The following is a 23111-nucleotide window of genomic DNA, read 5'->3' as shown; positions in this document are numbered from 1 at the left end:
TTTATTCCTCCGCATGAAGATTTTTCATCGATATATCCATTATAGGTGAGCTGTGTGTAAGCGCACCGCTTGATATATAATCCACTCCCAATGATATCAGTCTCTCTATGTTCTCTTTTGTAACATTGCCTGAACATTCTGTCTCCGCACGTCCATCGATCAAATCAATCGCAGCTCTCATCTGATCCGTTGTCATATTGTCAAGCATAATGATATCGGCTCCCGCTTCAACAGCCTCTTTTACCTGATCCAGTGTCTCAACTTCAACCTCTATCTTGCGGACAAATGGCGCATACTCCTTTGCCATTCTCACTGCATTGCTTATACTTCCCGCAGCGCCTATATGATTATCCTTAAGCAATACTCCATCCGACAAATTGTATCTGTGATTGCAGCCTCCGCCGACTCTGACTGCATACTTCTCAAATATCCGACAATTAGGCGTAGTCTTTCTGGTATCCAGCAGAGTAGTCTTGCTTCCTTTAAGAAGTTCTGCAACCTCATGGGTATATGTAGCTATACCACTCATACGCTGCAGGTAATTAAGCGCAACCCTCTCGCCAGAGAGAAGAACCCTGATATCACCAGTCACAATTCCCATAAGCTGGCCAGCCTTCACCTCATCGCCATCTTTGCAGAAGAACTCAACCTCAGTGCTGTCATCTAAGAGTGTAAATACTCTTGCATATACATCAAGTCCTGCAATGATTCCATCCTGCTTGCATATCAGGTCTACTTTTCCTTTCTGTGCCTTTGGCATCACCGCATTTGTGGATACATCCTCACTTGTGATATCCTCCTGTAAAGCCATCATTATAAGCTTGTCCGCATTCAATTTCATTGTTATCTGATTCATTCTCAGCCTCTTCTTTCCGTTTCTGTCAAAACTATATTCTTATATTCTCTAAACAAACCATCTATATCTTCATATTCAGACAGATCTATGTTGTCTTCTCCACAGCCTCTGTGCTCTCTGCTGAACATGATATCATCTGCTGCCCTCTGTGCAAATACAAGCGACTCAAGTAACGAATTGCTTGCCAGTCTGTTTCTGCCATGCACTCCATTACATCCAGCTTCTCCTACCGCATACAATCCTTCCATGGATGTCCTTCCGGCGAGATCTGCCTTCACTCCGCCCATGTGGTAATGCTGAGCCGGCACAACCGGTATTGGTTCAACAAGCACATCATACCCCTCATCCTTGCACTGCTTGTATATATGTGGAAAATGCTGCAAGATCACATCTCTTCCAAGCGGTCTCAGATCTTCCCACACATGCTCCGTTCCATCTATCTCCATCTGTTTCCATATTGCATGGCTGACTACATCACGAGGCTGCAGTTCATCTGTAAACCTTTCTCCCGCCTTGTTAAGAAGCCATGCGCCTTCGCCTCTCACAGATTCAGATATCAAAAATCTTCTTCCCTTATTCCGGCTAAACAATGTTGTCGGGTGGATCTGTACATAATTCAGATTCTCTACCTCTACACCATGTTTTAAAGCAATTGCTATGGCATCACCTGTTATATGGGCAAAATTCGTTGAGTTCTTATATATACCTCCGATTCCACCACACGCCAATACAACATTGTTGGATCTAAGTATGCTTATGTTCTTGGCCTCATCAGCTATAACCACTCCACCACAGGCATTGTCATTGCAGATGATGTCGAGCATAGTCGTATACTCATATATCTCGATATTGGATTTTTTCTTTGCACACTCCAGCAAAGTGGATGTAATCTCTTTGCCGGTAATGTCCTCGTGGAACAATATTCTTGGCTGGCTGTGAGCTCCCTCCTTGGTGAAGGCAAGCTTTCCGCTCTCATCTCTCTCAAATCTAACTCCAAGCCTTATCAATTCTCTGATAACAAGATTCGATGATCTGATCATCAGATCGACTGTCTTTTTATTGTTCTCATAATGACCGGCTCTCATGGTGTCTTCAAAATAATCTTCGTAGTCTTCCTCACCCCGCAGCATACATATGCCGCCCTGGGCCAAAAAAGAGTCGGACTCATCAGCCCGTCTTTTTGTGATAATACAGACCTTTTTTGTCTCTGGAAAATTCAACGCACAGAACAAGCCTGCAGCGCCAGTTCCCACAATAATAACATCATATACAGTGTTCATCATTTCTCCTCTTCAAGTAGGCATCATATTATTCTTTATAACCTGACTTGCATATAAACATAACATATGTAAACACATATGTAAATATATATGTAATGTTATATGTAAACTTTTGATGTAAACCTTTTTTGATGTGAGTTTTCGAAATAATGCACACCATAAGTCTCTACTTTAAGACTTTCTTTATCTGTTTCTCTGTAGCTATCGGGTAAATATCATCCATATGCTTCACTATCCTCTTCCACGATTCCTCAGGGCTCTCACCATATGCGGACGTCACATGGTCATATCCCCACAGCTTCTCCGGCATGGAATACACAGCCACATTCCAGCCGTATTCCGCGCCCTTCTTGTTCAACCGTTTTCTGAAGTCACATGCACACAGATAGGTCTGCATCTGGAGCTGTGTCATCGTACCCTCAAAGCCTTTCTCTCCGCCCTTGCCAAATCCGGCAAGCTTCTTTATATCGAATGAAAAAAGTTCTGTATTGTACATACTATCCAGCTTTTCTGCCGCAAATTCCGCATCGCTCTCCTCGTCTATCCGGTCATCCATGAACAGATCCATGATCTTCTTCTGCCTGAATGATGCAAGCTCATCATCCCATCTGGCATCGAAATCATATCCAGCTCTTCTATAATTTGCAAAATACGGGAACCATTTCTTTGAGATAAATCCCGCCTTATTGTGGAAAAATTTGCCGTATGCGATGTCGCCTCTTCTGGCTATGATCTCACGCCACACCCAAGGATCCCTCTGCGGGTCTTCACTCCACCAATACTTCTCCGTGGTTCGCTCTTCCACCGAAAATCCAGGTATCTCATTGCGGAAAAGAGGCAGGAATCCCACTTCCTCTATATATCCGATAAGTTCGTCCACCGTGTGCAGGCACTCCGGATCATCCTCTGAAACGCCATACATAATCCATGTTCCGTCTTTTGATTCCATAAACTCTCCTAAATTATTCGCCCCTCAAGGTGATCCATCTCATGGAGCACTATCTGGGCTATATATCCGTTGAACTTCATACGCTTTTTTGCAAATGATGCATCCTGAAACTCTACTTCTATGTCTCTATACCTTGTCACCTTTCTCGTGCCGTCCAGAGACAGACATCCCTCCTCTGTCTCGTAAGCCCCCGACTTTGACAGGAGTACCGGATTCAGCATGACAACATTGGCAAATCCCATACTGACGATGATTATCCTCTTCTTATATCCGATCATGTTGCCCGCCATGCCGACGCACCTCGCCTGATTTGCCGCTAATGTGTCCTGCATATCTGCTATGATCCCCGCATCCATAGTCGTCATCGGAGATGACTTCTGGCTGAGAAACATCTGATCTCTTACTATCTGTTTTACCATGGTCTATTACCTTTCCTTATCTACTCACCATTCTTCACGTACAGGAATAATTTCGACTTGAGCAGCTTCTTCGGCGTTGCCGAGATCTCGCATATCTCCTCGTATATGCGGTTGCACACGATAAAATACGCAGCCAGGGCAGTCAGCACATTCTTCTGATTTGCGCTCTGGAAATTGTACTTTCCCGTCTTCTCATTCTTCTCGCTTCTGGCATGTTTTACCAGGTTATAGTCATTCCACCAATCCGCGATCCTGCCATCCACAAATGCGCTGAACGGCTTCAACTCGATATCTTCAAATGTGTCTATCGTCCTCACTGCGTCAAGCCTGATAGCCGGGAATTTCCTAAGCACAGGAGTAAGCCTGTCATGTATATTGTACTTCTTCCTGTAATCGTCCTCCTCTACCATCTTGCAATATATCTCAATCAGAGAATCAATATTGCTGCAGATGTTCAGAAACATATTTATGTATCTGCTTGAAAATGTCGGGAAGTTGCTCTTGTGAATGTCCACATACTCCGAACTGATCCTGACATCCTTCTCAATGATCTGGTATTGCTTCCAGAAAATGTTCAGAAATTCCTTCTCAGTTATGACAACTCTGGTCTTCTTCACCAGAACATTTACCCACAAATGTCCCTGACCTATCCTGTCAAGCCTGACATCCTGACTCGTCCATACATCCTCAAGCGATGCGCCTGAAACCAACGCCACCATATCGCAAACCCGGGCCTCAGTATAATTGGCAAATGTCCTTCCATCATCCCGCGTCCGTTCACTCTTGCCGTACTTCCACGAAGCATACAATACCCCGCCGACCCTGAGCGCCTTCATAGCCTTCTCAAGGATCTTGTGCATATCGCTCTTGGCAACATGGAGCAGTGAAGCACATGCCCACACAGCGTCAAATTCATTCTCATAATTCATGTCCTCAATGCGCATATGTACAGCCGCTTTTCCCGTCAGCTCCTGAGTTTTCCTGCACATCGCCTCAGACGCGTCCAGAGACACAACCTTATATCCCTTGTCCAGAAAATATTTGCTGTCACGGCCACTGCCGCAGCCAAGATCAAGTATCCTGCAGCCCGGCTTGAGATTTTCCTCAAAGCGCTTGTAAATATCCGACATGTCAGCATTTCTGGTTACCTCGGAATATCTGTCAGCATATTTGTTGTAGTATTCTATTGTTCTGTTTGTATTTTTATCATCCATTAAAATCTGACCTCTTCCAGTTCATATGTGGTGAGAGTTCGAATCCCCCTCCACTTTCATATGTATCTACAGATTATTTGCCTTTCGCAGCAGCTTCTCAAAAGACTCCGCAAATCTCTGGTCATCCTCTTCTGTCCTCTTCCTCGGCCCTTTGATATGATTCCTGCTCGATGCCCTTCTCGCCTTTTTATTCAAATGTCTCTCCATAAGCATCTGATCGATATTCTCATCCGTATACCATTTGCCCGACTGATGGATCGCATACGCACCTTTGCCAAGCGCCATTGCAGCCACGCCATAGTCCTGAGTAACCACTATGTCGCCCCTGTGACAAATGCTTATCAACTTGTAATCCACGGCATCCGCCCCGGCACCGACCACGATAACCTCACTGTAATCAGATGTGAGGACATGGTTCGTATCGCATAGAAGCGTTACTGGGATGTTGTATTTTGTTGCTATGTCTTCAACTATATCAATCACCGGACACGCATCAGCATCAACAAATATCTTCATTGACCTAGTCCTTTCTCGTGCTGTCTCTACAGCAACGCCTTTAATTTAGACGCCTCCTCTTCTGTAAGTGTCACACCCTTACCCATCTTCTCATGCTCTGGTGCCCACTCTCTGATATCATACTTTGGTGTGCCACCATTCCACGATATCTTATTAAGTTCCTTAGTCCATCCCTTTGCACTTTCCGAGATCACTCCTATGTGCTCTACTATTTCGTATTTAAAATCTGCCATTTTCTATGTATCTCCTTTATCCTTTAAAGATAAAGCCCGTCACAACTACTTTGTTTGATGTGATGGGCCGTTGTTAATCATTATATCTGTTTTTATGAGGCTTTTCAATGATGCTATATCCTCAGAGACGTGGGATTACAATTATTGGAGCAAAGAAAACAATTCTTGATCTATCATGTCCATTGACTTCATCTTCGACAACCACTCAGCCGGTATGCCTTCAAGTCCATACATGATTCCCGCAAGTCCTCCGGCTACCGCTGCGGTCGTATCCGTATCGCTGCCCAGATTCACCGCCTTAAGCACGCAATCCCTGTAGTTATCAGTCGTAAGCAGGCACCACATAGCCGCCACAAACGTATCAACCACATAGCCTGAAGATCCCATGCCATCACTTCTCAACACATTTTCAATACCGATAGCTCCCGACAACTTTGAATTGCCCGGCACATGTCTCTTTATCGACTCTGCAAGCGGCACACCATTTACAAGATCAATGGCAATCCTGACATAACACACACAGGCAAGCTTTGACAAGCTGTGTGCATGTGTTATAGCTGACACAGCCTCTATCTCCGCGTCCGTTATCCCTTCAACAAATGCCAATGGAATGATCCTCATAAGCGAACCATTGCCATTGGACCACTCGTCATCACAACCTCTTCCAGATCTGATAGCCGCAGCGCACGTATTTCCACAGTCAAACACTTCTCCAAACGGTGTATATGCTCCTTCTTTTAGCCATCTGCGGAATCTGTCTCTGATATCATCCACGTCAACTCTGCCACACGCTTTGATACTGGCGCAAGTGGCTAGCGCCATACTGGTATCATCCGACCAGGTTCCCTCCGGCTGATTGTGCGTACCATAGCCTATCATATCTGTACATTCAAATGCGCCCCTGAATTTAAATTCATACGGAACGCCCAACGCATCACCTACGGCGAGACCGTAGATGGCTGATTTTAGAGTATTTGTCTTTTCATTCATATTTCTTTCTCCCTACATACATCATCATTGCCTTTTTCGCTCTTTATCACGTCAATATATCCACCAGTTATAACTTCTGCAGGCAAAGCCACTACTGCTATCCCCACTATAGATGATACCATACTTACCAGCTTACCGAATACTGTAACTGGATAAATATCTCCATATCCAAGGCAATAAATGTTATTTGTCTATTGGTCTTGTAAATTTGCACTTTGGATATGCACTACATCCCCAGAACATGCCATATTTACCATTTCTTTTCACAAGTTCACTACCACAAAACGGACACTTTGTCTTGATATTTTCAATATGCTGTTTCTTTTCAGCGGTGCTCTTATTGGTCAGATTTGTCAGCTTGTCCTTCATCGCCACTATCTCATCATGAGTATACTTAACTGACATACCGTTAAGCTGAGATCGTAATCTATTAAGCATATGTGGTCTACGCACTATTATAACATCCGATGTATCTGGCGGTACTTTCTTCAATGTGCACCTCTCAGAAAATACTATGTAAGACATAAATTCTGACGCTGGTTTTCCCAGATATTCTGCCAACGCCTTTATATGTGTCCTGTTCTGCTTTATTGGATTATAAAATTTATGTTTCTCTCCATTCGGAAAGCTCTGTGTCCAGTTCAACTGATTGTAATCGCCAAATATCCACCCGCTGTAATTCTTACTCTCGATTACAAATATGCCCTTCTCATGTATCATCAACATATCTATTTCCGTAGTCTTGCTGCCTGTCGGAACATAAACATTCTTGAGGACAACAAGATCACCAGCTATGTTGTCATGTGTAAGTGCATATTCTGTTAAATACTCACCGTACTGCCCTACATTTCTGTAATGCAGGAGTGAGGTTATTATGCCTGGCTGTTCACCTTTTAGTATTTCGAATAATCCCATTTATTCCCCCTATAAGTTATCTTGCTCAATTTCCACAGCATGCTTCTAAGCTACTTTTTTTCTTATCCACACTTCATAACGTGTTTTTTTGATTTTCTCATGCTTTTGGGTGTCTTCTATATAATATTCGTCAATCCGATAACTAGAAATATAATCTAGATTCCACAACTTTTTTAGCAATTTTTCATTATAACCATATTTATCAATAGGCAAAAACTCTTTATGTCTTCTCGAAATATCAGCTAGTTGTTTATATTCAAAAGCTAATGAATGCAATTTCTCTGATATTTCCTGAATAGTAAATATATCTATTTGATTTAATAATAGCTGATAACGATTCTCTACTTTTAACAATTCCCAGGCCCTATCAACGATTCTTTTTTCTACAGGAATATTCAATTTTCGAATTTCCATCGCAAGTGCCTCATCCACATTAGATATAGGTACCTGCCTCAACAAACTATTTATTTCTAATTCATTAAAACAGTTTCTAGCTATCAATGCACTCACTGTCTCAATTTCTAAATCTACATTTTCAATATCATTTATAAATTCGTTCTTATTATATATAAGATAATTCACGACCTGCTCTGGCGCAACTTTATACATAGATTTTAAATATTCATGTGAATATGGCACATATCTATTATTTACAAGGACTTCTATTCTATCATACTCAAACTTAGCTAGATCCAAATCAAAGCATTCTACATTGTATGTACTAATAATCAAAGAAAATGTTTCATAGGAAATATTTTTAATTATTAAGTCTTTGATGATTATATCTGTTAGGTTATCAGGCCTATCGTATTTTATTAATTCTGCTATATTTTTTTCAGTCCACTCTAATAATTCATTTGTTATTGAATATTCCATGTAATATCCGACAAATGTTTCCCATGTATTCATTATTTTATCTTTTTCCAATATATAATCCCAGATTTGTTTTCTTTCTTGCTTATATTTCTCTTCACATACACAGCATCCAGTAAAATCTTTCCAAATTATATTTTCATGATCTATTACTGCTTTGCATAATTCATTATCATTAACAAACTCCCTTTTTAAAATTTCTTCTACCGATTCAATACTCTCACGTATGTTTTCATTTTGTTCTACCACAAATTTTCTTACATATGAATTAAATTCAGCATTTCCCGCTAATCTATCAATCAAAGGTATAAAATTGGTCTCTTTTATGGTTGTATAATTTGCTGTTTTAAACGTGTTTAATCTATCTGGGAAATATAACATAAACAAACTTATTAACATATCCATATTTAACTCATAATAATTATTGTTAAATATATAATCTAAAACATTTTTATCTGCATCCTCAATTTCTATATTTGAAAAACAAACTTTTTGTTCTTTAATAAATGCTTTCATAATATCCTGTGGAACGCTTGATAATTTCACTAATGCATTTTTATTATTTTCTATAAACTCAGCTATACCTCTTTTTTCAGGTTCAGCAAGAGTGCCATTTTCATCTATGATTAGCTTATTTTTATCAATATATGAATTGCTATTTTGCAGTGAAATATCTTCCATATCAGCATATTCAAAAATTAAGGCTAAATATTCAAATTTCTTATCATTAGTCAACAAATTGTCATTAACAATCTCATGCCATAATTTACAATTTTTAGAACAAATCAGAGGAACAAAAATTTCTATATTTTTATTTCGTTCTATATATTTTTTAGCGAATTCATAGTATTTTTTATTTCCATTTAAAAATCCTTCAAACAAAAATCTACATTTATCCGAATCTTTTTGTTTAGTTATAATATAGTCAACAATATCAAAATTTAATATTTGTATTTGTTTAAATTCATAGTCTTCTATACGCGCGCACACCTGTGCAACATTTTTAATTGTTTGTGTCCAATCTTCTCCAGTCTCCTGCATCCGAACTTTTCTTATAAAATTCATTTCATCCTTAGTAATACTATTTGGATGGAAATAATTTATATAATCAGCATAGTCTTCATTTATAAAACCTTTACTCAATAGAAATATCAAAAATTTATTATTTTGAACTTCATCAGAGAAAATAATATCACTACCATATTTGTCTATTAATTCTCGCAAAGAAAATGCATGTATTTCCTCTATTACCGTGTTTATATCATCTATATTTTTTTGAATGTTTTCTCTGTCTTTATTATATTTTATATAATTAAGTCTACTCAAATACCTTTGAATACTCTTATCATTTTTCATACTTTCTATGCTTCGCCAGTTGTTATTATAACAATAAATATCTATTTGAGTATCTTTTTTTAGTAAATTCAAATCAAAACTATCATCCATTATTTCTTGATAATCATAGCTATATCTTCCAATATTAAAGTATCTAAATTGTCCATTATTTCCTTCTAAATAATGAATAAGAGCTGCCTTAACTTCCTGTTCATTTTCTAATACATCCTTTTCTATATTCTGTAGAATTTTTACAAATTTTTCTTTATCATTATCTAATTCGTTCTTCTTTGTTTCTACAAATTTTATCTTATCTTCAAAAGCCTGTTTTATAATTCCCTTTTCTGCCTCCGCTTTTGAAAATTCCCTTGGATATAAACTTTTAAAAACCATCATTGAGAACATGGCTTCATCACGTAGCTTTATGCTATCTAACGTTTGTTTATATATTGAAAACTCATTACAAATATTTGTTAACAATCTCATATCCTCAATGAATGGAGATATTAAATTTATATATTTTGAAGAAATATCATACATTGTACTTTTTTCTGTACCATCTTCTTTTTTCTCGAATTTAAGTTTTTCTAGTAATTTTTCACCAGAATTTGTTGAATTAATAATTGGGATAATAGGAATAATAAAATCAAAAAACTTGGTTCTATCTTGATCATTAAACATATCATCCTTTATAGCATATACAAAAACTATTCTCCTTTTTATAAGATCATAGTTATTCAATAAAGTGTTAAGTTCACGTAACTTCACAAAAATTTCTGATGTATTAAACCTATCTACATCTTCTATAAAAACAACATTATATTTAGTCATTTCAAAGAAATATATTATTTCATCTAGAGCCTTATCAAAAATTGAATCTTCATTTTTCTCATCAGTAAACTTTGCTTTATCAGCAATACTTATCTCTGCAATTCTAAATTTAGAAATACACCATTTCAATATATGTGAAATCACAGCAATAAATAATAAACTGAACATAATCACGATCACGCTTACATAAATTTTAGATATTTCATAGTATTGACTAATATAATTAAAAAAGTTTAATACTTTATCAATTACATCTGGATAACAAAATATAACACCAGCCAATAATAACACTACTGTCATTGTAATTATAATAAAATATTGTCTCCAATATATATTCTTTATCTTTCTATATCTACTTTGAGGAATCTTATTTGAATCTATCTTATAAAACAATTGTTTTAAGATTCCCCTTTCAATTAAAGTTTCGTAATCATAATTATTCTCATCATTTACATCAAATGTTGCCAAAGAAATATTTAATGATTTTATTCTAGAATGCATCTTTAAATAAGACTTAATGACACTACTTTTTCCAGAACCATATGGTCCTGTCAATGCTATATTCTTTATTTTTTTATTTTTTAAAGCCCAAGACAGCGCATCAAAATACGCATCAGCATTTTCTATATCTGATTGTGGCGCCATATCTTCATATACTCTATATTTACTATTAACCCGCTCCTCTAGTTCGTTTATATAACTGTTGAACTTTTTTGTTATACTCTTTATATTTTCATCAATACTCTGTTTTATATTTAGCCCTATTAACTTTATTATATTTGTAATTTTCATGTATCCCCCTAGTTCAACAATGTAGCACAAATTTATGTTTCTTCTTGTAATACCACTTACTACAAATTTTGTCACCAATGCAAGTGTCTTTAGCTTGTCTATGTCTATTTCTGCAGTCTTGATTTATCTATCATATTAAAAATTTCATCTGCTACATTTTCAGCCGACTTTTCTTCAGTATTAATCCATGTATCTTCTTTGTAATATTTATTCAAGTATGCCATATTCCAACTCAATCTCTCTAGCGACTGTCTCTGATCTACTCCTTTTGCCGCTCTTTCTTTTATTCTATCTTTTATTGTTTGTTTACTTGCGTTAAGTATTATATGTTTTATTACCACCTTTTCTCCTAAAGACTCCAACAATATTTTTCGACATTTATCATCTGTTAACGCCATTTGAACCACTAAAATATCATCTTTTTCACAAAACAATACTAGTTGTCCTTTAAAATATTTTAAAAAGCATTCATCAGCCCATGGAGATTTTATTTTTGATTGGTCAATCTTAGGATTCGACAAATATTTTTCTTGATAATAATAATCTGAATCCACATTATCCACTTTTAATCCATTTTCCATTAATTCATTTGTCAAAAAATTTGCTACTGTTGTTTTTCCTACTCCACTTGCCCCATCTAACCAAATGATTTTATACATACACACCATCTATTCTCCTATCTCTTCTCCTCCGCAACCATACCAATCTCGCCACGTCTCTCACCATACACAACCTTCTGCGTACCACCTATACTCATAGCTCCACCGACACCATAATACTTCTCAAAGAACTGTTTCAGTTTTTCTATGACTGCCTGTTTCTTCTTGTCACGTCCACTTCCGCCAAATCTTGAAACTGGCGGCATAAGCTTGTCTATGTCAGTTCCGGCAGTTCTGATTTCTCCATCGCGGAATGCATTTTCTATATAGCGTCTCGTGTTCTCTGGATTCAAGCGCTCCTCGGATATGAGCTGAGCAAGATCATTTTCACGCTGCCCTACAACAAAATCCCGCCATTCAGCCATTACATCCTCTACATCATTGATTCCTGCAATAAAACTTTCTATCAATGCTTTCTTACTGCGGAGTTCTGGACTTGCCTCTACTGCTCGCTTAATAGTTATGAGGACTTCCTTATCTTCGCAATGTGTATCATGATATTTTTTTACAAGCATGAGTATATAATCTATGTTGATTTCTATTTGCTTTATAAGCTCAACCTCAAATACAATGTCGTCCGTTATATCCGCACTTTCATTGTTCTCTCTCTTACGTCTCCATTCATCGCGCAGATCCTGATAACGTCCAAGATAATCCTGCAAATCACGTTCAGAAATAAGTTCATTTCCTTTGTATTCATCAAATGACAACAGAAGATTTCTCATTCTCAGGAATGCACCAAATAACGCAATAAAGGCTTTCTGATTCTGCTCACCTATTATTTGTGGATCCATAAGTGGGAATTTCTCCTTAAGTTCCTCTACCATATCTACATATCCTGGCATATGCTCGCCATCAACCGACTCATAGCCGTAATAATAATCTTTGAAACTCTGGAGAAGAACTATTCCACCTGCATTTTTATCACCAAACAGTGATATTGCGCTGTCCACTCTCTTCTGAAGATTTCTAAAGCAGACGATATTTCCAAATGTCTTTATAGAGTTTAATATACGATTTGTCCTGCTGAATGCTTGGATCAAACCATGCATCTTCAGATTTTTATCAGCCCATAAGGTATTCAGTGTTGTTGCGTCAAATCCCGTAAGGAACATATTTACAACAATCAACAAATCTATCTCCTTATTCTTCATTCTGAGCGATACATCCTTATAATAATTCTGGAATCTATCTCCGTCGGTTGAATAATTTGTGTGGAACATCTTATTATAGTCATCTATTGCACCATCCAAGAAGTCCCTCGCAGTCTGGTCAAGTGCCGTTGTATCCTCTGGATTCTCTTCGTCAAGAAGGCCATCCACTTCCTCTTCATTTGCCGCATAACTGAAGATAGTTGCAATACGCAAATGCTTTGTCGGATCAAGTTCCATCTGGCGTTTAAACTCCTGATAATACAGTTTTGCCATAGGAACAGAGGCTACTGCAAATATGGAATTAAACCCACTAAGTCTCTGTGACCTTTTGATTTCTTCAACTGCACCTCGCTCAGCAGACGCAACCTCCTGTATATTCGTCAGAGTATTGTATATGTATGTCTTGTCACCCCTATAGGTCTTCTGATCAAAATGATCTAATATATACTTCGTCACCAGCTCTATTCTCTTTGGCGCCATCATAGCTTTTTCACGGTTGATATCCCATACCATCTCATCTGTGATTTCTTCATCCACATCCATTGTCTTGATGTAATCAACTCGGAACGGCAACACATTATTGTCATTGATGGCATCAACTATAGTGTAGGCATGCAACTGATCTCCAAATGTCTGAGCAGTTGTAAAAAAATCTGGATTCTTTGCTTTTCCTGAATTAACCGAAAATATCGGTGTACCAGTAAACCCAAACAAGTGGTATCTCTTGAAATTCTTAACTATTGCTGTATGCATATCGCCGAACTGGCTTCTATGACATTCATCAAATATGATAACCACATGCTTCTCATAAACTTCATGTCCGGGATTTTTCTTGATAAATGTCGCAAGTTTCTGAATAGTCGTGATTATTATATGCGCATTATTATCCTCAAGCTGTCTCTTCAGGATACGTGTAGAACTGTTACTATTTGCAGCTCCCTTCTCGAATCTGTCATACTCCTTCATAGTCTGATAATCCAGATCCTTACGGTCAACGACAAATAAAACCTTATCTATATACGAAAGCTGTGACGCCAATCTTGCAGTCTTAAAAGATGTGAGTGTTTTTCCTGATCCCGTGGTATGCCAAATATACCCTCCACCTGCTACACTTCCATACTTTTTATAGTTATTAGCTATCTCTATTCTATTCAATATTCTCTCTGTCGCCGTTATCTGATACGGACGCATTACCATGAGTATGTTTTCAGATGTGAATATACAATACTTTGTAAGTATGTTAAGCAACGTATGCTTTGCAAAGAAAGTCTTTGTAAAGTCAACCAGATCCGGGATCACTCTGTTATTTGCATCTGCCCAGAAACAGGTAAATTCAAAGCTATTACTTGTTTTTCCGCGTTTTGTATTGCCAGCCTTAGCATCCCTTATGGCATTATCACGCGTGCTATTCGAATAATATTTGGTATTTGTTCCGTTTGAAATTACAAAGATCTGGACATACTCAAAAAGCCCACTACCTGCCCAGAAAGAATCTCTCTTATATCGATTGATCTGATTGAATGCCTCTCGTATCTGAACGCCCCTTCGTTTAAGCTCAACATGAACAAGTGGCAGTCCATTGACAAGAACTGTCACATCATATCTGTTATCATGTTTTGCCCCATCCTGGAGTCCCATCACATACTGATTTATAACCTGCAACCTATTATTGTGGATATTGGTCTTGTCAATAAGTGAAATATTCTTGGTTGAGCCATCATCCCGCTTAAGAACCTTTCTGTAATCCTCCTGAATATTACGTGTCTTATCCTGCAAACTAAAGTTTGGATTTGCAATATCATTATTGAAGAAATATGTCCACTCTTTATCTGTGAACTCATAATTGTTGAGTTCCTGCAGCCTCTCACGAAGATTACTTATCATATCCCGCTCGGTATGTAATGGCAGATATTCATACCCCTGCTCGCAGAGCATCCTTATAAACTCCTGCTCCAACTCTGCCTCGCTCTGATAACTATCAGAACGTCTTTTTACCGGTTCATATTCCGTAACAACTGTATTCTCCGATGTCTCCGCTACTATGTTAAAATATGACACTCCGTATCCCCCTTTGCCTCATCTTTAAGTACTTCATCTATGATTTTTAGTTCATCTTTATCAAACTTGTGATTTGAAAATATCTTTTTATCTGTAGTACAACACATTGCCGCAAATATATGTTTTCTCCATTCGTCTGTTATCTCAAATAAACAATTCTTTGGATACCTGTCCTTATTTTCTCCACCAACCATAATCAAACATAAGCTGGCTGTAATTGGAAATATGATCTCATCGTTTTGAACAACCTCGCCTTTCATCAGACATTCTTTATTTGAATTCCTTATGTATACTGGATTATCTGATGTTATCAATCTTGACTTATTATCAACACCTATCATAAATGACATGCCAACCATAGGTCTAATAATTGAACCAAGTATTTCAAATTGGTTATCGCTTATTCCAACAAATTTTTTATTGTAATCTAAATACTTCTCATCATTCCTACAATAAGTATCTATAAAGGATAAACACTGAATGCGAACAATATTCTTTAACTGCTCCTTACTTTTATCATTCTTCCATACCTCTTTAGCCACTTTTAATGCCAAGCTCAAAAAAGTCGGAGTTCTGAGTAGTTGTATTGTCATATATCCCATTAAATGCATCTTCTCATCATATGTTAGAAAACTCTTAATTTTGTAGTTATCTTTGACAAATGCTTTCTTTTCAATATTTGTCCTAAGTTCTGCATACCTTCTTTCTAATCTACTAAAACGATTCTCCAACCGATTATCATAGACTATTTCGCCACTCTTACCCATAACCTCATACAAGTTTCTTTCAAAACAAACCGAATATATTGGTACCGCTATATTGCTTTGTGTTCTTTCTTGTAAGTCATAATAAAACACACAATATTTAATTTTTGAGCTTTTACTATTTTCACTACATTTGTCCAAGTATTGTGGTGCAAAGCCTTTCAAATATACCCGCGGAACATAATGCTGCTTCTCTGTTCTATTAGAACCATTTGGCATATATCACAACTCCTTAAATGATAAAAGCTTGTCTCTGTAATATTCATATTGTTTCTGACGTTTCTCTATTTCTGCTGGGATTCCTGACTGCAAGTCATTACAGATAACTTCAAATTTATCAAGCAAATCTATGATCCGTCTTTGCTCATCTATTGATGGTATTTGTAATTCTAATGATCGGACAATCTCAGCATTAAGATTCTGTATAGCGCCTCCAAATGACGCTTTTTTCCCCATTTCATTCTGTAAACTATCAGAGCTCAATAAATGATATAAATAGTCTGGTACAAAATAATCTTCAAAATCACTAATTGATAACCAGCCATCATGAATACATCCGTCTATTTGTAAAATATATGGTCTTCCAAAACTCATTGAGTTTGATAGAATGAAATCTCCTTTTTTTACTTTTCTTGACTTTTCTGCACCTTCTATTGTTATTCTTTCTGCTGTCTGAGTAATATATTTTGTATTTATCCCAGCATCTCCAATTTTTATCCAATTAATACCTTGTTCACTAGATGTAATATACCTTTTGATTGGACGCGGTGACGCACCTCTTGTTATTGATGCTATATCCCCAAACTTAACAACAGCATATCCAAACACGTACTGTAAAAGCTTAATTATGGTCTGTCTGTCTGTCTGTCTGTCTGTCTGTCTGTCTGTCTGTCTGTCTGTCTGTTAAGATTGTCTTTCCTGTCTCTGCAAATGTCAACAGCACATCTCTATAATATTCATATTGTTTCTGACGTGCATCAATTTCTGCTGGCAAGCCAATTTTCAAATTAGAACAAATTGCTTCAAAATTATCGAGAACCTCTGCTATGCGTTGCTGAATATTTTCCTTTGGAACAGGAACTGGCACTCTTTTTATATCTGCTAAACTAAATGATTTTTGGCTTGTTCCCTTCACATTGTTATTAATCCATTGCCTTGTCATCGTAGACATTAGTACATGATATAAATATTTAGGATTTATTTTAGAATGAATTATTGCAACATTTTGTCCCAAGCAACACTTATTATTAGGAATTAATGCAAAATTCCCATATGATCCTACACGTGAAACTACAATGTCATTTAATTGAGGGACATATTTTTTTGTAAATAAATTCCAAACATTTTCTTCCACTTTTAAAGTTTTGTCTTCATTTATATATCCCCCCTTTATGTCCTGAACACGAACCATACTATATCCGCTGTTAGAATATGAAGGTGTTTGATGTAACGAATCATAAATGATTGCAACATCAGCCAGTTTTTTCATCTCAGATACATCTTGTTCTTTTTTTATTAAATAGTCTCGATAAAACTCATACTGTTTCTTCCGAGTTGTAAGCTCGGCTGTAAGCTCGGCTGTAAGCTCGGCTGTAAGCTCGGCTGTAAGCTCGGCTGTAAGCAACGTGAAATAGTCCAAAATACGGACTATTTCACGTTGTACCTCCAGCGGAGGTACGGCGATCTTCACTTCGTTCAGTTTTGCTGGTGATACTTCTATAACCTTCGTTCCATGAGCCATTTTTCTCTTTTGATTCTGAAACATTTGGCTACTCAAATAGTACACTAAATATTTTGGATTTTGATTATGATGTATTATGGCAGTGTGCCCACTTACAGCTATTTTATCATTCCCCAACCATGCAATACACTTACATACATCTTCTACATTCTCACTGGTTACTGCCATTATAATGTCACCCGATTCCGCAAATTTTTGTTTCTTTGCAACTTCAGGATCTATATAACTGTCTATCTCATTAACAAACAAATTATATTTCGTATATATCTGTCCATAATGTATACAGGGAATTCCATTTGAAACATAATGCTTTTTTTGAAAATTTCCTCCTCTGCGTATACTCGCTATCTCTCCAAGTGTTTTATATTCAACGCCTTCTGGGCACAGTTCATTCAGTAGTCGACTCAGTTTACTCATTCTGTATCCTCTTTCTTTATCATATCTAACGCAGCAAGTGCATATTCATATTGTCTGCTATCATAAGAAGTCACACTATAATTATCTTCATCCGTATCTATCATAACAATCTCATTATCTTCTATAGCATTTATAATTATCTTTCTAAAATGATTTTTACCAACATTAACATTTTTCACCAATTCATATAAATCATCATCATTAATTGAAAAAAACGAAAACATTGCATCAATATATAAATCCATATTTTTTAATTCTTTGTACCCACCTCTATCTTTTTTTTCCATCTTACTTCTTATTGAAATCTCTAAATCCACCAAAGAAGTCTCCTCATACAATTGATCTATATCCTCTTTAAGCCAGTTCTGCATGCCTCCTGTGTATTTATATCCTATCTGTTCCATTCTTTTAACATATTTACTTTTTATCTTCATATCATTTGTATTGTTTGCCTTTATCCAACATGCCTTAGCCTCTCTTAAAGAACTTGGTACAGCACTCGTTACTTCTACACCTACTTGTAATACCTCATTCTGTAAATCGGGTTTATCAAGAATTGACAAATCTGTATAAATCTCAGGATATACTCTCTCTAACAAAATCTTTGCATAACATTCTTCATATCTATATTTTTCATGCTCTCCAATATTGCTTTTTGATTTGTTTTTCACTCATTTTCACCATTTTCAATTTCTGCAATAATCTTATCAATTTCATCACGAAGCACCTGTTCACGAGCCACTATCTCTTTAATCTCAGCATTGAGCTTTACAATATCAATCTTCTCCCTTGTATCCTCAGCCTCAACATATGTTGCCACAGACAAATTATAATCGTTTGAAGATATCTCTTCATATGTAGCCAGATGTGAAAAATGCTGAACATCTTCACGTTTTGTAAATGTTTCTACAATTCTATCTATATTCTCTGGTGTCAGTTTATTGTTGTTTGTAACCTTGACACACTCCTTGGTTGCATCTATAAACAGGGTCTTATTGTCTGTCTTATTCTTCTTCATAACCATAATGCACGTTGCTATTGAAGTTCCAAAGAACAGATTGCTTGGCAACTGTATGATGCAATCCACATAGTTATTATCTACAAGATATTTCCTAATCTTCTGCTCTGCACCGCCACGATACATAATGCCAGGGAAGCATACTATCGCTGCAGTTCCATTTGACGCAAGCCATGCCAAACTATGCATTATAAATGCCATATCCGCCTTGCTCTTAGGAGCCAATACTCCCGCAGGAGAAAATCTTGGATCATTTATAAGAAGAGGATTCTCGTCACCAGCCCATTTTATTGAATACGGCGGATTAGACACTATAAGCTCAAATGGTTCATCATCCCAATGCTGTGGACTGGTAAGTGTATCCTCACATGCTATATCAAACTTATCAAATCCAACATCATGAAGGAACATATTTATACGGCAGAGGTTATATGTAGTTATATTTATCTCCTGTCCATAAAATCCATTTCTGATGGCATCCCTGCCAAGAACTTTTTCCGCCTTAAGCAGCAATGAACCAGATCCGCAGGCAGGATCGTATACCTTATTTATTTCGGTCTTGCCTACTGTTCCAAGCCTTGTAAGAAGTTCAGACACATCCGCAGGCGTGAAGAACTCACCGCCGGACTTTCCTGCATTTGACGCATACATAGTCATGAGATACTCATACGCATCACCAAAAGCATCTATAGAATGATCTTTCACATCTCCCAGATTCATATCTCCCACTCCATTGAGGAGCTTTACAAGTTTCTCATTTCTCTTGGCAACTGTAGAACCAAGTTTATTACTATTAACGTCAAAGTCATCAAAGAGTCCTGCAAAATCATTCTCTGCCTCACTGCCCTTTGCTGAATCCTCTATATGCCTGAATACGCTTTCAAGTGTCTCATTCAGATTTTCGTCTTCCGCTGCCCATGCTCTGACATTGCAGAACAGCTCACTTGGAAGTATGAAGAATCCCTTTTCTTCTACCAAACCTTCTCTAGCCTCTTCTGCATCTTCATCAGGCATCACAGCAAAATCAAAGTCTGCATTACCAGCCTTTGCCTCGCCCTCATTTATGTACTTACAAAGGTTTTCAGAAATATATCTATAGAACATCGTTCCTAATACATAATTCTTGAAATCCCATCCGTCCACAGCTCCACGTAATTCATCTGCTATCGCCCAGATGGCGCGATGAAGTTCATCTCGTTCCTGTTCTTTCTTGGTGTCTATCATCTAATCTCTCCTGCATTTTATCTTTTTATATTAAATATCACATGTTATACGCGTTACTACCTTTTTTGAAATAGTAAGAACTGCCATATATGCCACTAATATAATTCCAATTAGAATTTTATTAAATTCGGCTTTCGACATCAATACCAATAACCCATTATGTACTAAATAAAACAAGAGAAATAACATACTACCTACTGCTGGTGAACTTCTTCTTTTATAAAATATCCCTACAACCATATATGTAATTAGCACAAGCGCTGCCCCTATTATCATGTTGAAAAAAACTGGACCAAATGGTACTTCTATGGCTGCATTTTCAAATGGGTTTGATACAAAAAACTGTCTAATTATCACACTCACTGTATGAACCAAATAATACATTTTTACCTCCTTTATGATTTATATAAAATACAAGCTTTTATTACAGTTTATATTTTAGTTTTACAAATGTTATAGTTTTTATGTCCTTTCGTTTTGCATACACCTTTTTATATTTTACAATATATCTTTCTATATGTAAAACTGCTCTTCCTCTTTTTTCCGACTACTTATGCCATTGTTTCCACATAATTAACAATCTTAACCATCCTTTTACCATACCGCCTTCTAAAAACCCTTTTATACAATTCTACTCCATTTGCTGTACTGTTTTTTCCTCACCAAACAAAGTGAAAAGGACAGCCCACATTCTAGTGGTCTGCCCATGTCTATTTCATTAACCGAGTTTTTCAAGTCCCGTCCCAATCTTCAAGTTCCTCTCCGTTGCCACCCTATCAAACTTAACCACATAGCACCCTATATCTCCCCTGATACCGGTTATCGTGCCCTCGCCGAACACCTTATGTCTCACCCGGTCGCCGGGCTTTAGCTCGGTGTCCAGCGGCATATAGCGGCTTTCATTTGCGGCTATGTAGCTCTTCGTGTCGTCGACAAGGCGCTGTGGGAGCTCGTTCACGTAGTCGATGGCTTCCCGGTCTATATTGAATATGAATCTAGAAGGATATCTAAATGAATCATCATAGTTCAGCCCCTCGGCATCGCTGATGTACAGACCGCGCTCCGCTCTGGTACATGCCACGTATGCCATGCGACGTTCCTCCTCGAGCATCGCCTCAGTATCCACATGCTTGCTTGGGAATATGCCTTCATTTACACCGCACACGAACACATATGGGAACTCCAGGCCCTTTGCGGTGTGTATGGTCATCATCGTCACAGAATCCTTGTCCTTCTCCCTGTCATTGTTCGTGTAGAGAGCTATGCTCTGCAGATATTCCTCCAGCGTATTCTCCTCACCGGAGATCTTCTCATATTCGTCTATCGACTGCTTCAGCTCTGCCAGGTTGTCCAGCCTTTCCTGTTCGCCCGCCTGTCTGAGCATCGCCTCGTAGCCCGTGGCGGCCATAAGCTCTGTCACAAGGTCTGACAGACTTTTCTCCTTGTATGTCCTCCTGAAATTTTCTATGATATCGACAAAGGCTGAAGCACCTGTCGACTTAACAGCCTTCTCCTCCAGAAGATCCTGAAGACCGCTGTACAATGAGCATCTGTGAGTCTCACAGTACGACTTCAGCATCGACATTCTCTTTTTGCCAAAGTTCCGCTTTGGTTCATTTATCACCCTGCGAAATGACAGATCATCCGCGTATGCCACCATCCTGAGATATGCCAGCACATCCTTTATCTCCTTGCGTTTGTAGAACTCCGTTCCGCTGTAGAGGATATACGGGATCTTTGTCTTGATAAATGCTTCCTCTATGCTTCTCTACACGAAATGTGACCTGTACAAGACAGCTATGTCACTGTACTTTGCGCCCGCCTCAACCAGTCTTTTTATCTCATTCGTCACCCACTGGGCTTCATCCCCGGTGGTCCTGGAATGTACGTACAGAGGGCGTGCCTCAGACGGCTTCACAGCCACAAGCCTGTGGGGCAGTCTGTTCCTGTTCTTCTCGATCAGTGAGTTGGACACCGCCAGTATGTCAGGAGTTGAACGATAATTCGTGTCGAGGAATATGGTCTGTGTATTCTCATGGTTCTTGTCGAATTCCAGTATGTACTCTATCCTTGCCCCACGCCACGTATATATGGTCTGATCCGGATCGCCCACGATGAACAGATTCCTGTGATAGCCGCTGAGTATCTCCGCCAGCGCATACTGGTTACCGCTGACATCCTGAAACTCGTCCACCATGACATACATCATGCGGTCCTGCCATTTGCGGCATTTCTCCGCATCGGTTCTGAGGATGTGGAGCGCAATGGTTATGAGATCATCATAGTCAAGTCCATACACCTTCTTCTGTTCGTACAGGTATCCCAGAAATACTTTTTCAGGAATGTCTGAGGCGTTCTCATAATCCGCCAACAGTCTGTCGTTGCTTATGTCCGCCAGATATGCAATGTGCTGCATCTCGTTCTTCATCGCCGATATGTGATCCCTCGCCATGTCAAATGTATATGTTCTCGACTGTATATGGGCATTCTCGTACACAGTTTTGAGTATCTCCTCCGTGTCCTCGCTGTCCATCACCACGAAGTTCTGAGGATAATTGATGGCATGGATATCCTCCCTCAGAAGCTTCACACAGAAGCCGTGAAATGTGCAGATGTATCCCGTATCACTGTCCCCGATCATCTGTCTGATACGTTTGCTCATCTCTCTCGCCGCTTTATTTGTAAATGTGACACACAGTATATTCGATGTGGATATTCCAAGCTCATCCACCAGATACGCATACCTGTATGTGAGCGCCTTTGTCTTGCCAGTTCCCGCTCCCGCAATTATGCGCACATACCCTTCTGTGGTGGTCACTGCCTCCTTTTGCTGTTCATTCAGTTCATCTATAAAATTATCCATACAGTCCTCC

19 protein-coding genes and 1 pseudogene are annotated in these 23111 nt (G+C 38.2%); all 20 read right to left on the bottom strand.

Annotated elements, in window-relative coordinates:
* Position 1: 1 nt before the first annotated feature.
* The 20 genes and pseudogenes from nadC to DW025_RS13475 all read right to left on the bottom strand — a co-directional run bounded on the left by nadC (position 2) and on the right by DW025_RS13475 (position 23101).
* The gene (nadC, locus tag DW025_RS13570; protein WP_118649068.1) at positions 2–856 is read right to left on the bottom strand and encodes a carboxylating nicotinate-nucleotide diphosphorylase; all 855 of its coding nucleotides are present in this window, start codon (positions 854–856) and stop codon (positions 2–4) included.
* A gap of 2 nt (positions 857–858) precedes the next feature.
* Entirely contained in the window at positions 859–2139 is a 1281-nt protein-coding gene (locus DW025_RS13565) for an L-aspartate oxidase (RefSeq protein WP_055144816.1), read from the bottom strand.
* Positions 2140–2302: 163 nt separating this feature from the next.
* Positions 2303–3085, bottom strand: a complete 783-nt coding sequence (locus DW025_RS13560) for an AlkZ-related protein (RefSeq protein WP_117549113.1) — start codon at positions 3083–3085, stop codon at positions 2303–2305.
* Positions 3086–3093: 8 nt separating this feature from the next.
* Complete coding sequence (locus tag DW025_RS13555) at positions 3094–3504, bottom strand: peptide deformylase (RefSeq protein WP_015534796.1); 411 nt, start codon at positions 3502–3504, stop codon at positions 3094–3096.
* Between the two features lie 20 nt (positions 3505–3524).
* Positions 3525–4718, bottom strand: a complete 1194-nt coding sequence (locus DW025_RS13550; protein ID WP_117549114.1) for a class I SAM-dependent methyltransferase — start codon at positions 4716–4718, stop codon at positions 3525–3527.
* Positions 4719–4784: 66 nt separating this feature from the next.
* On the bottom strand, positions 4785–5234 hold the full coding sequence (locus DW025_RS13545) for a YaiI/YqxD family protein (RefSeq protein ID WP_117549115.1): 450 nt from the start codon (positions 5232–5234) through the stop codon (positions 4785–4787).
* 26 nt (positions 5235–5260) lie between these two features.
* Complete coding sequence (locus DW025_RS13540; protein ID WP_117549116.1) at positions 5261–5467, bottom strand: YdbC family protein; 207 nt, start codon at positions 5465–5467, stop codon at positions 5261–5263.
* A 141-nt stretch (positions 5468–5608) separates the two neighbouring features.
* Positions 5609–6457: an ADP-ribosylglycohydrolase family protein gene (locus DW025_RS13535; RefSeq protein ID WP_120000374.1), complete on the bottom strand. Its 849-nt coding sequence runs from the start codon at positions 6455–6457 to the stop codon at positions 5609–5611.
* Positions 6454–6639 (bottom strand): ion channel, encoded by a 186-nt coding sequence (locus DW025_RS13530; RefSeq protein ID WP_120000372.1) that lies wholly within the window; start codon positions 6637–6639, stop codon positions 6454–6456. The genes DW025_RS13535 and DW025_RS13530 overlap by 4 nt, the downstream gene beginning before the upstream one ends.
* A 1-nt stretch (position 6640) precedes the next feature.
* The gene (locus tag DW025_RS13525) at positions 6641–7372 is read right to left on the bottom strand and encodes a nuclease-related domain-containing protein (protein ID WP_120000371.1); all 732 of its coding nucleotides are present in this window, start codon (positions 7370–7372) and stop codon (positions 6641–6643) included.
* 45 nt (positions 7373–7417) lie between these two features.
* Complete coding sequence (locus DW025_RS13520) at positions 7418–11203, bottom strand: YobI family P-loop NTPase (protein ID WP_120000369.1); 3786 nt, start codon at positions 11201–11203, stop codon at positions 7418–7420.
* A 104-nt stretch (positions 11204–11307) separates the two neighbouring features.
* Complete coding sequence (locus DW025_RS13515; protein WP_165854796.1) at positions 11308–11862, bottom strand: AAA family ATPase; 555 nt, start codon at positions 11860–11862, stop codon at positions 11308–11310.
* Between the two features lie 17 nt (positions 11863–11879).
* Positions 11880–15074, bottom strand: a complete 3195-nt coding sequence (locus DW025_RS13510) for a type I restriction endonuclease subunit R (protein ID WP_120000365.1) — start codon at positions 15072–15074, stop codon at positions 11880–11882.
* Entirely contained in the window at positions 15056–16057 is a 1002-nt protein-coding gene (locus DW025_RS13505) for a DUF4238 domain-containing protein (protein ID WP_120000363.1), read from the bottom strand. Before DW025_RS13505 ends, DW025_RS13510 begins: the two co-directional genes overlap by 19 nt.
* A gap of 3 nt (positions 16058–16060) precedes the next feature.
* On the bottom strand, positions 16061–16666 hold the full coding sequence (locus DW025_RS13500; RefSeq protein ID WP_120000361.1) for a restriction endonuclease subunit S: 606 nt from the start codon (positions 16664–16666) through the stop codon (positions 16061–16063).
* 13 nt (positions 16667–16679) lie between these two features.
* Positions 16680–17996, bottom strand: a complete 1317-nt coding sequence (locus DW025_RS13495; protein WP_120000359.1) for a restriction endonuclease subunit S — start codon at positions 17994–17996, stop codon at positions 16680–16682.
* The gene (locus DW025_RS13490) at positions 17993–18667 is read right to left on the bottom strand and encodes a hypothetical protein (RefSeq protein WP_120000357.1); all 675 of its coding nucleotides are present in this window, start codon (positions 18665–18667) and stop codon (positions 17993–17995) included. The genes DW025_RS13495 and DW025_RS13490 overlap by 4 nt, the downstream gene beginning before the upstream one ends.
* Entirely contained in the window at positions 18664–20238 is a 1575-nt protein-coding gene (locus DW025_RS13485) for a type I restriction-modification system subunit M (protein ID WP_120000356.1), read from the bottom strand. The genes DW025_RS13490 and DW025_RS13485 overlap by 4 nt, the downstream gene beginning before the upstream one ends.
* Positions 20239–20268: 30 nt before the next feature.
* Positions 20269–20622, bottom strand: coding sequence for a hypothetical protein (locus DW025_RS13480; RefSeq protein WP_055224198.1), 354 nt, complete (start codon positions 20620–20622; stop codon positions 20269–20271).
* Between the two features lie 334 nt (positions 20623–20956).
* A pseudogene (locus DW025_RS13475) lies at positions 20957–23101 on the bottom strand (ATP-dependent helicase).
* Positions 23102–23111: the final 10 nt, after the last annotated feature.

Source organism: Coprococcus sp. AF38-1 (assembly GCF_003603945.1).
In the GTDB taxonomy this organism is placed as follows: domain Bacteria; phylum Bacillota; class Clostridia; order Lachnospirales; family Lachnospiraceae; genus Coprococcus; species Coprococcus aceti.
Note: the sequence above shows the minus strand (reverse complement) of the source record. Positions and strands in the feature narration are given on the sequence as shown.

Bases quoted from the DNA above. Each gene is read 5' to 3' on its own strand.
- DW025_RS13560 (WP_117549113.1), bottom strand. From the start codon at position 3,085: ATGGAATCAAAAGACGGAACATGGATTATGTATGGCGTTTCAGAGGAT.
- DW025_RS13480 (WP_055224198.1), bottom strand. From the start codon at position 20,622: ATGTATTATTTGGTTCATACAGTGAGTGTGATAATTAGACAGTTTTTT.
- nadC (WP_118649068.1), bottom strand. From the start codon at position 856: ATGAATCAGATAACAATGAAATTGAATGCGGACAAGCTTATAATGATG.
- DW025_RS13540 (WP_117549116.1), bottom strand. From the start codon at position 5,467: ATGGCAGATTTTAAATACGAAATAGTAGAGCACATAGGAGTGATCTCG.
- DW025_RS13505 (WP_120000363.1), bottom strand. From the start codon at position 16,057: ATGCCAAATGGTTCTAATAGAACAGAGAAGCAGCATTATGTTCCGCGG.
- DW025_RS13555 (WP_015534796.1), bottom strand. From the start codon at position 3,504: ATGGTAAAACAGATAGTAAGAGATCAGATGTTTCTCAGCCAGAAGTCA.
- DW025_RS13535 (WP_120000374.1), bottom strand. From the start codon at position 6,457: ATGAATGAAAAGACAAATACTCTAAAATCAGCCATCTACGGTCTCGCC.
- DW025_RS13565 (WP_055144816.1), bottom strand. From the start codon at position 2,139: ATGATGAACACTGTATATGATGTTATTATTGTGGGAACTGGCGCTGCA.
- DW025_RS13520 (WP_120000369.1), bottom strand. From the start codon at position 11,203: ATGAAAATTACAAATATAATAAAGTTAATAGGGCTAAATATAAAACAG.
- DW025_RS13495 (WP_120000359.1), bottom strand. From the start codon at position 17,996: ATGAGTAAACTGAGTCGACTACTGAATGAACTGTGCCCAGAAGGCGTT.
- DW025_RS13550 (WP_117549114.1), bottom strand. From the start codon at position 4,718: ATGGATGATAAAAATACAAACAGAACAATAGAATACTACAACAAATAT.
- DW025_RS13515 (WP_165854796.1), bottom strand. From the start codon at position 11,862: ATGTATAAAATCATTTGGTTAGATGGGGCAAGTGGAGTAGGAAAAACA.
- DW025_RS13525 (WP_120000371.1), bottom strand. From the start codon at position 7,372: ATGGGATTATTCGAAATACTAAAAGGTGAACAGCCAGGCATAATAACC.
- DW025_RS13545 (WP_117549115.1), bottom strand. From the start codon at position 5,234: ATGAAGATATTTGTTGATGCTGATGCGTGTCCGGTGATTGATATAGTT.
- DW025_RS13485 (WP_120000356.1), bottom strand. From the start codon at position 20,238: ATGATAGACACCAAGAAAGAACAGGAACGAGATGAACTTCATCGCGCC.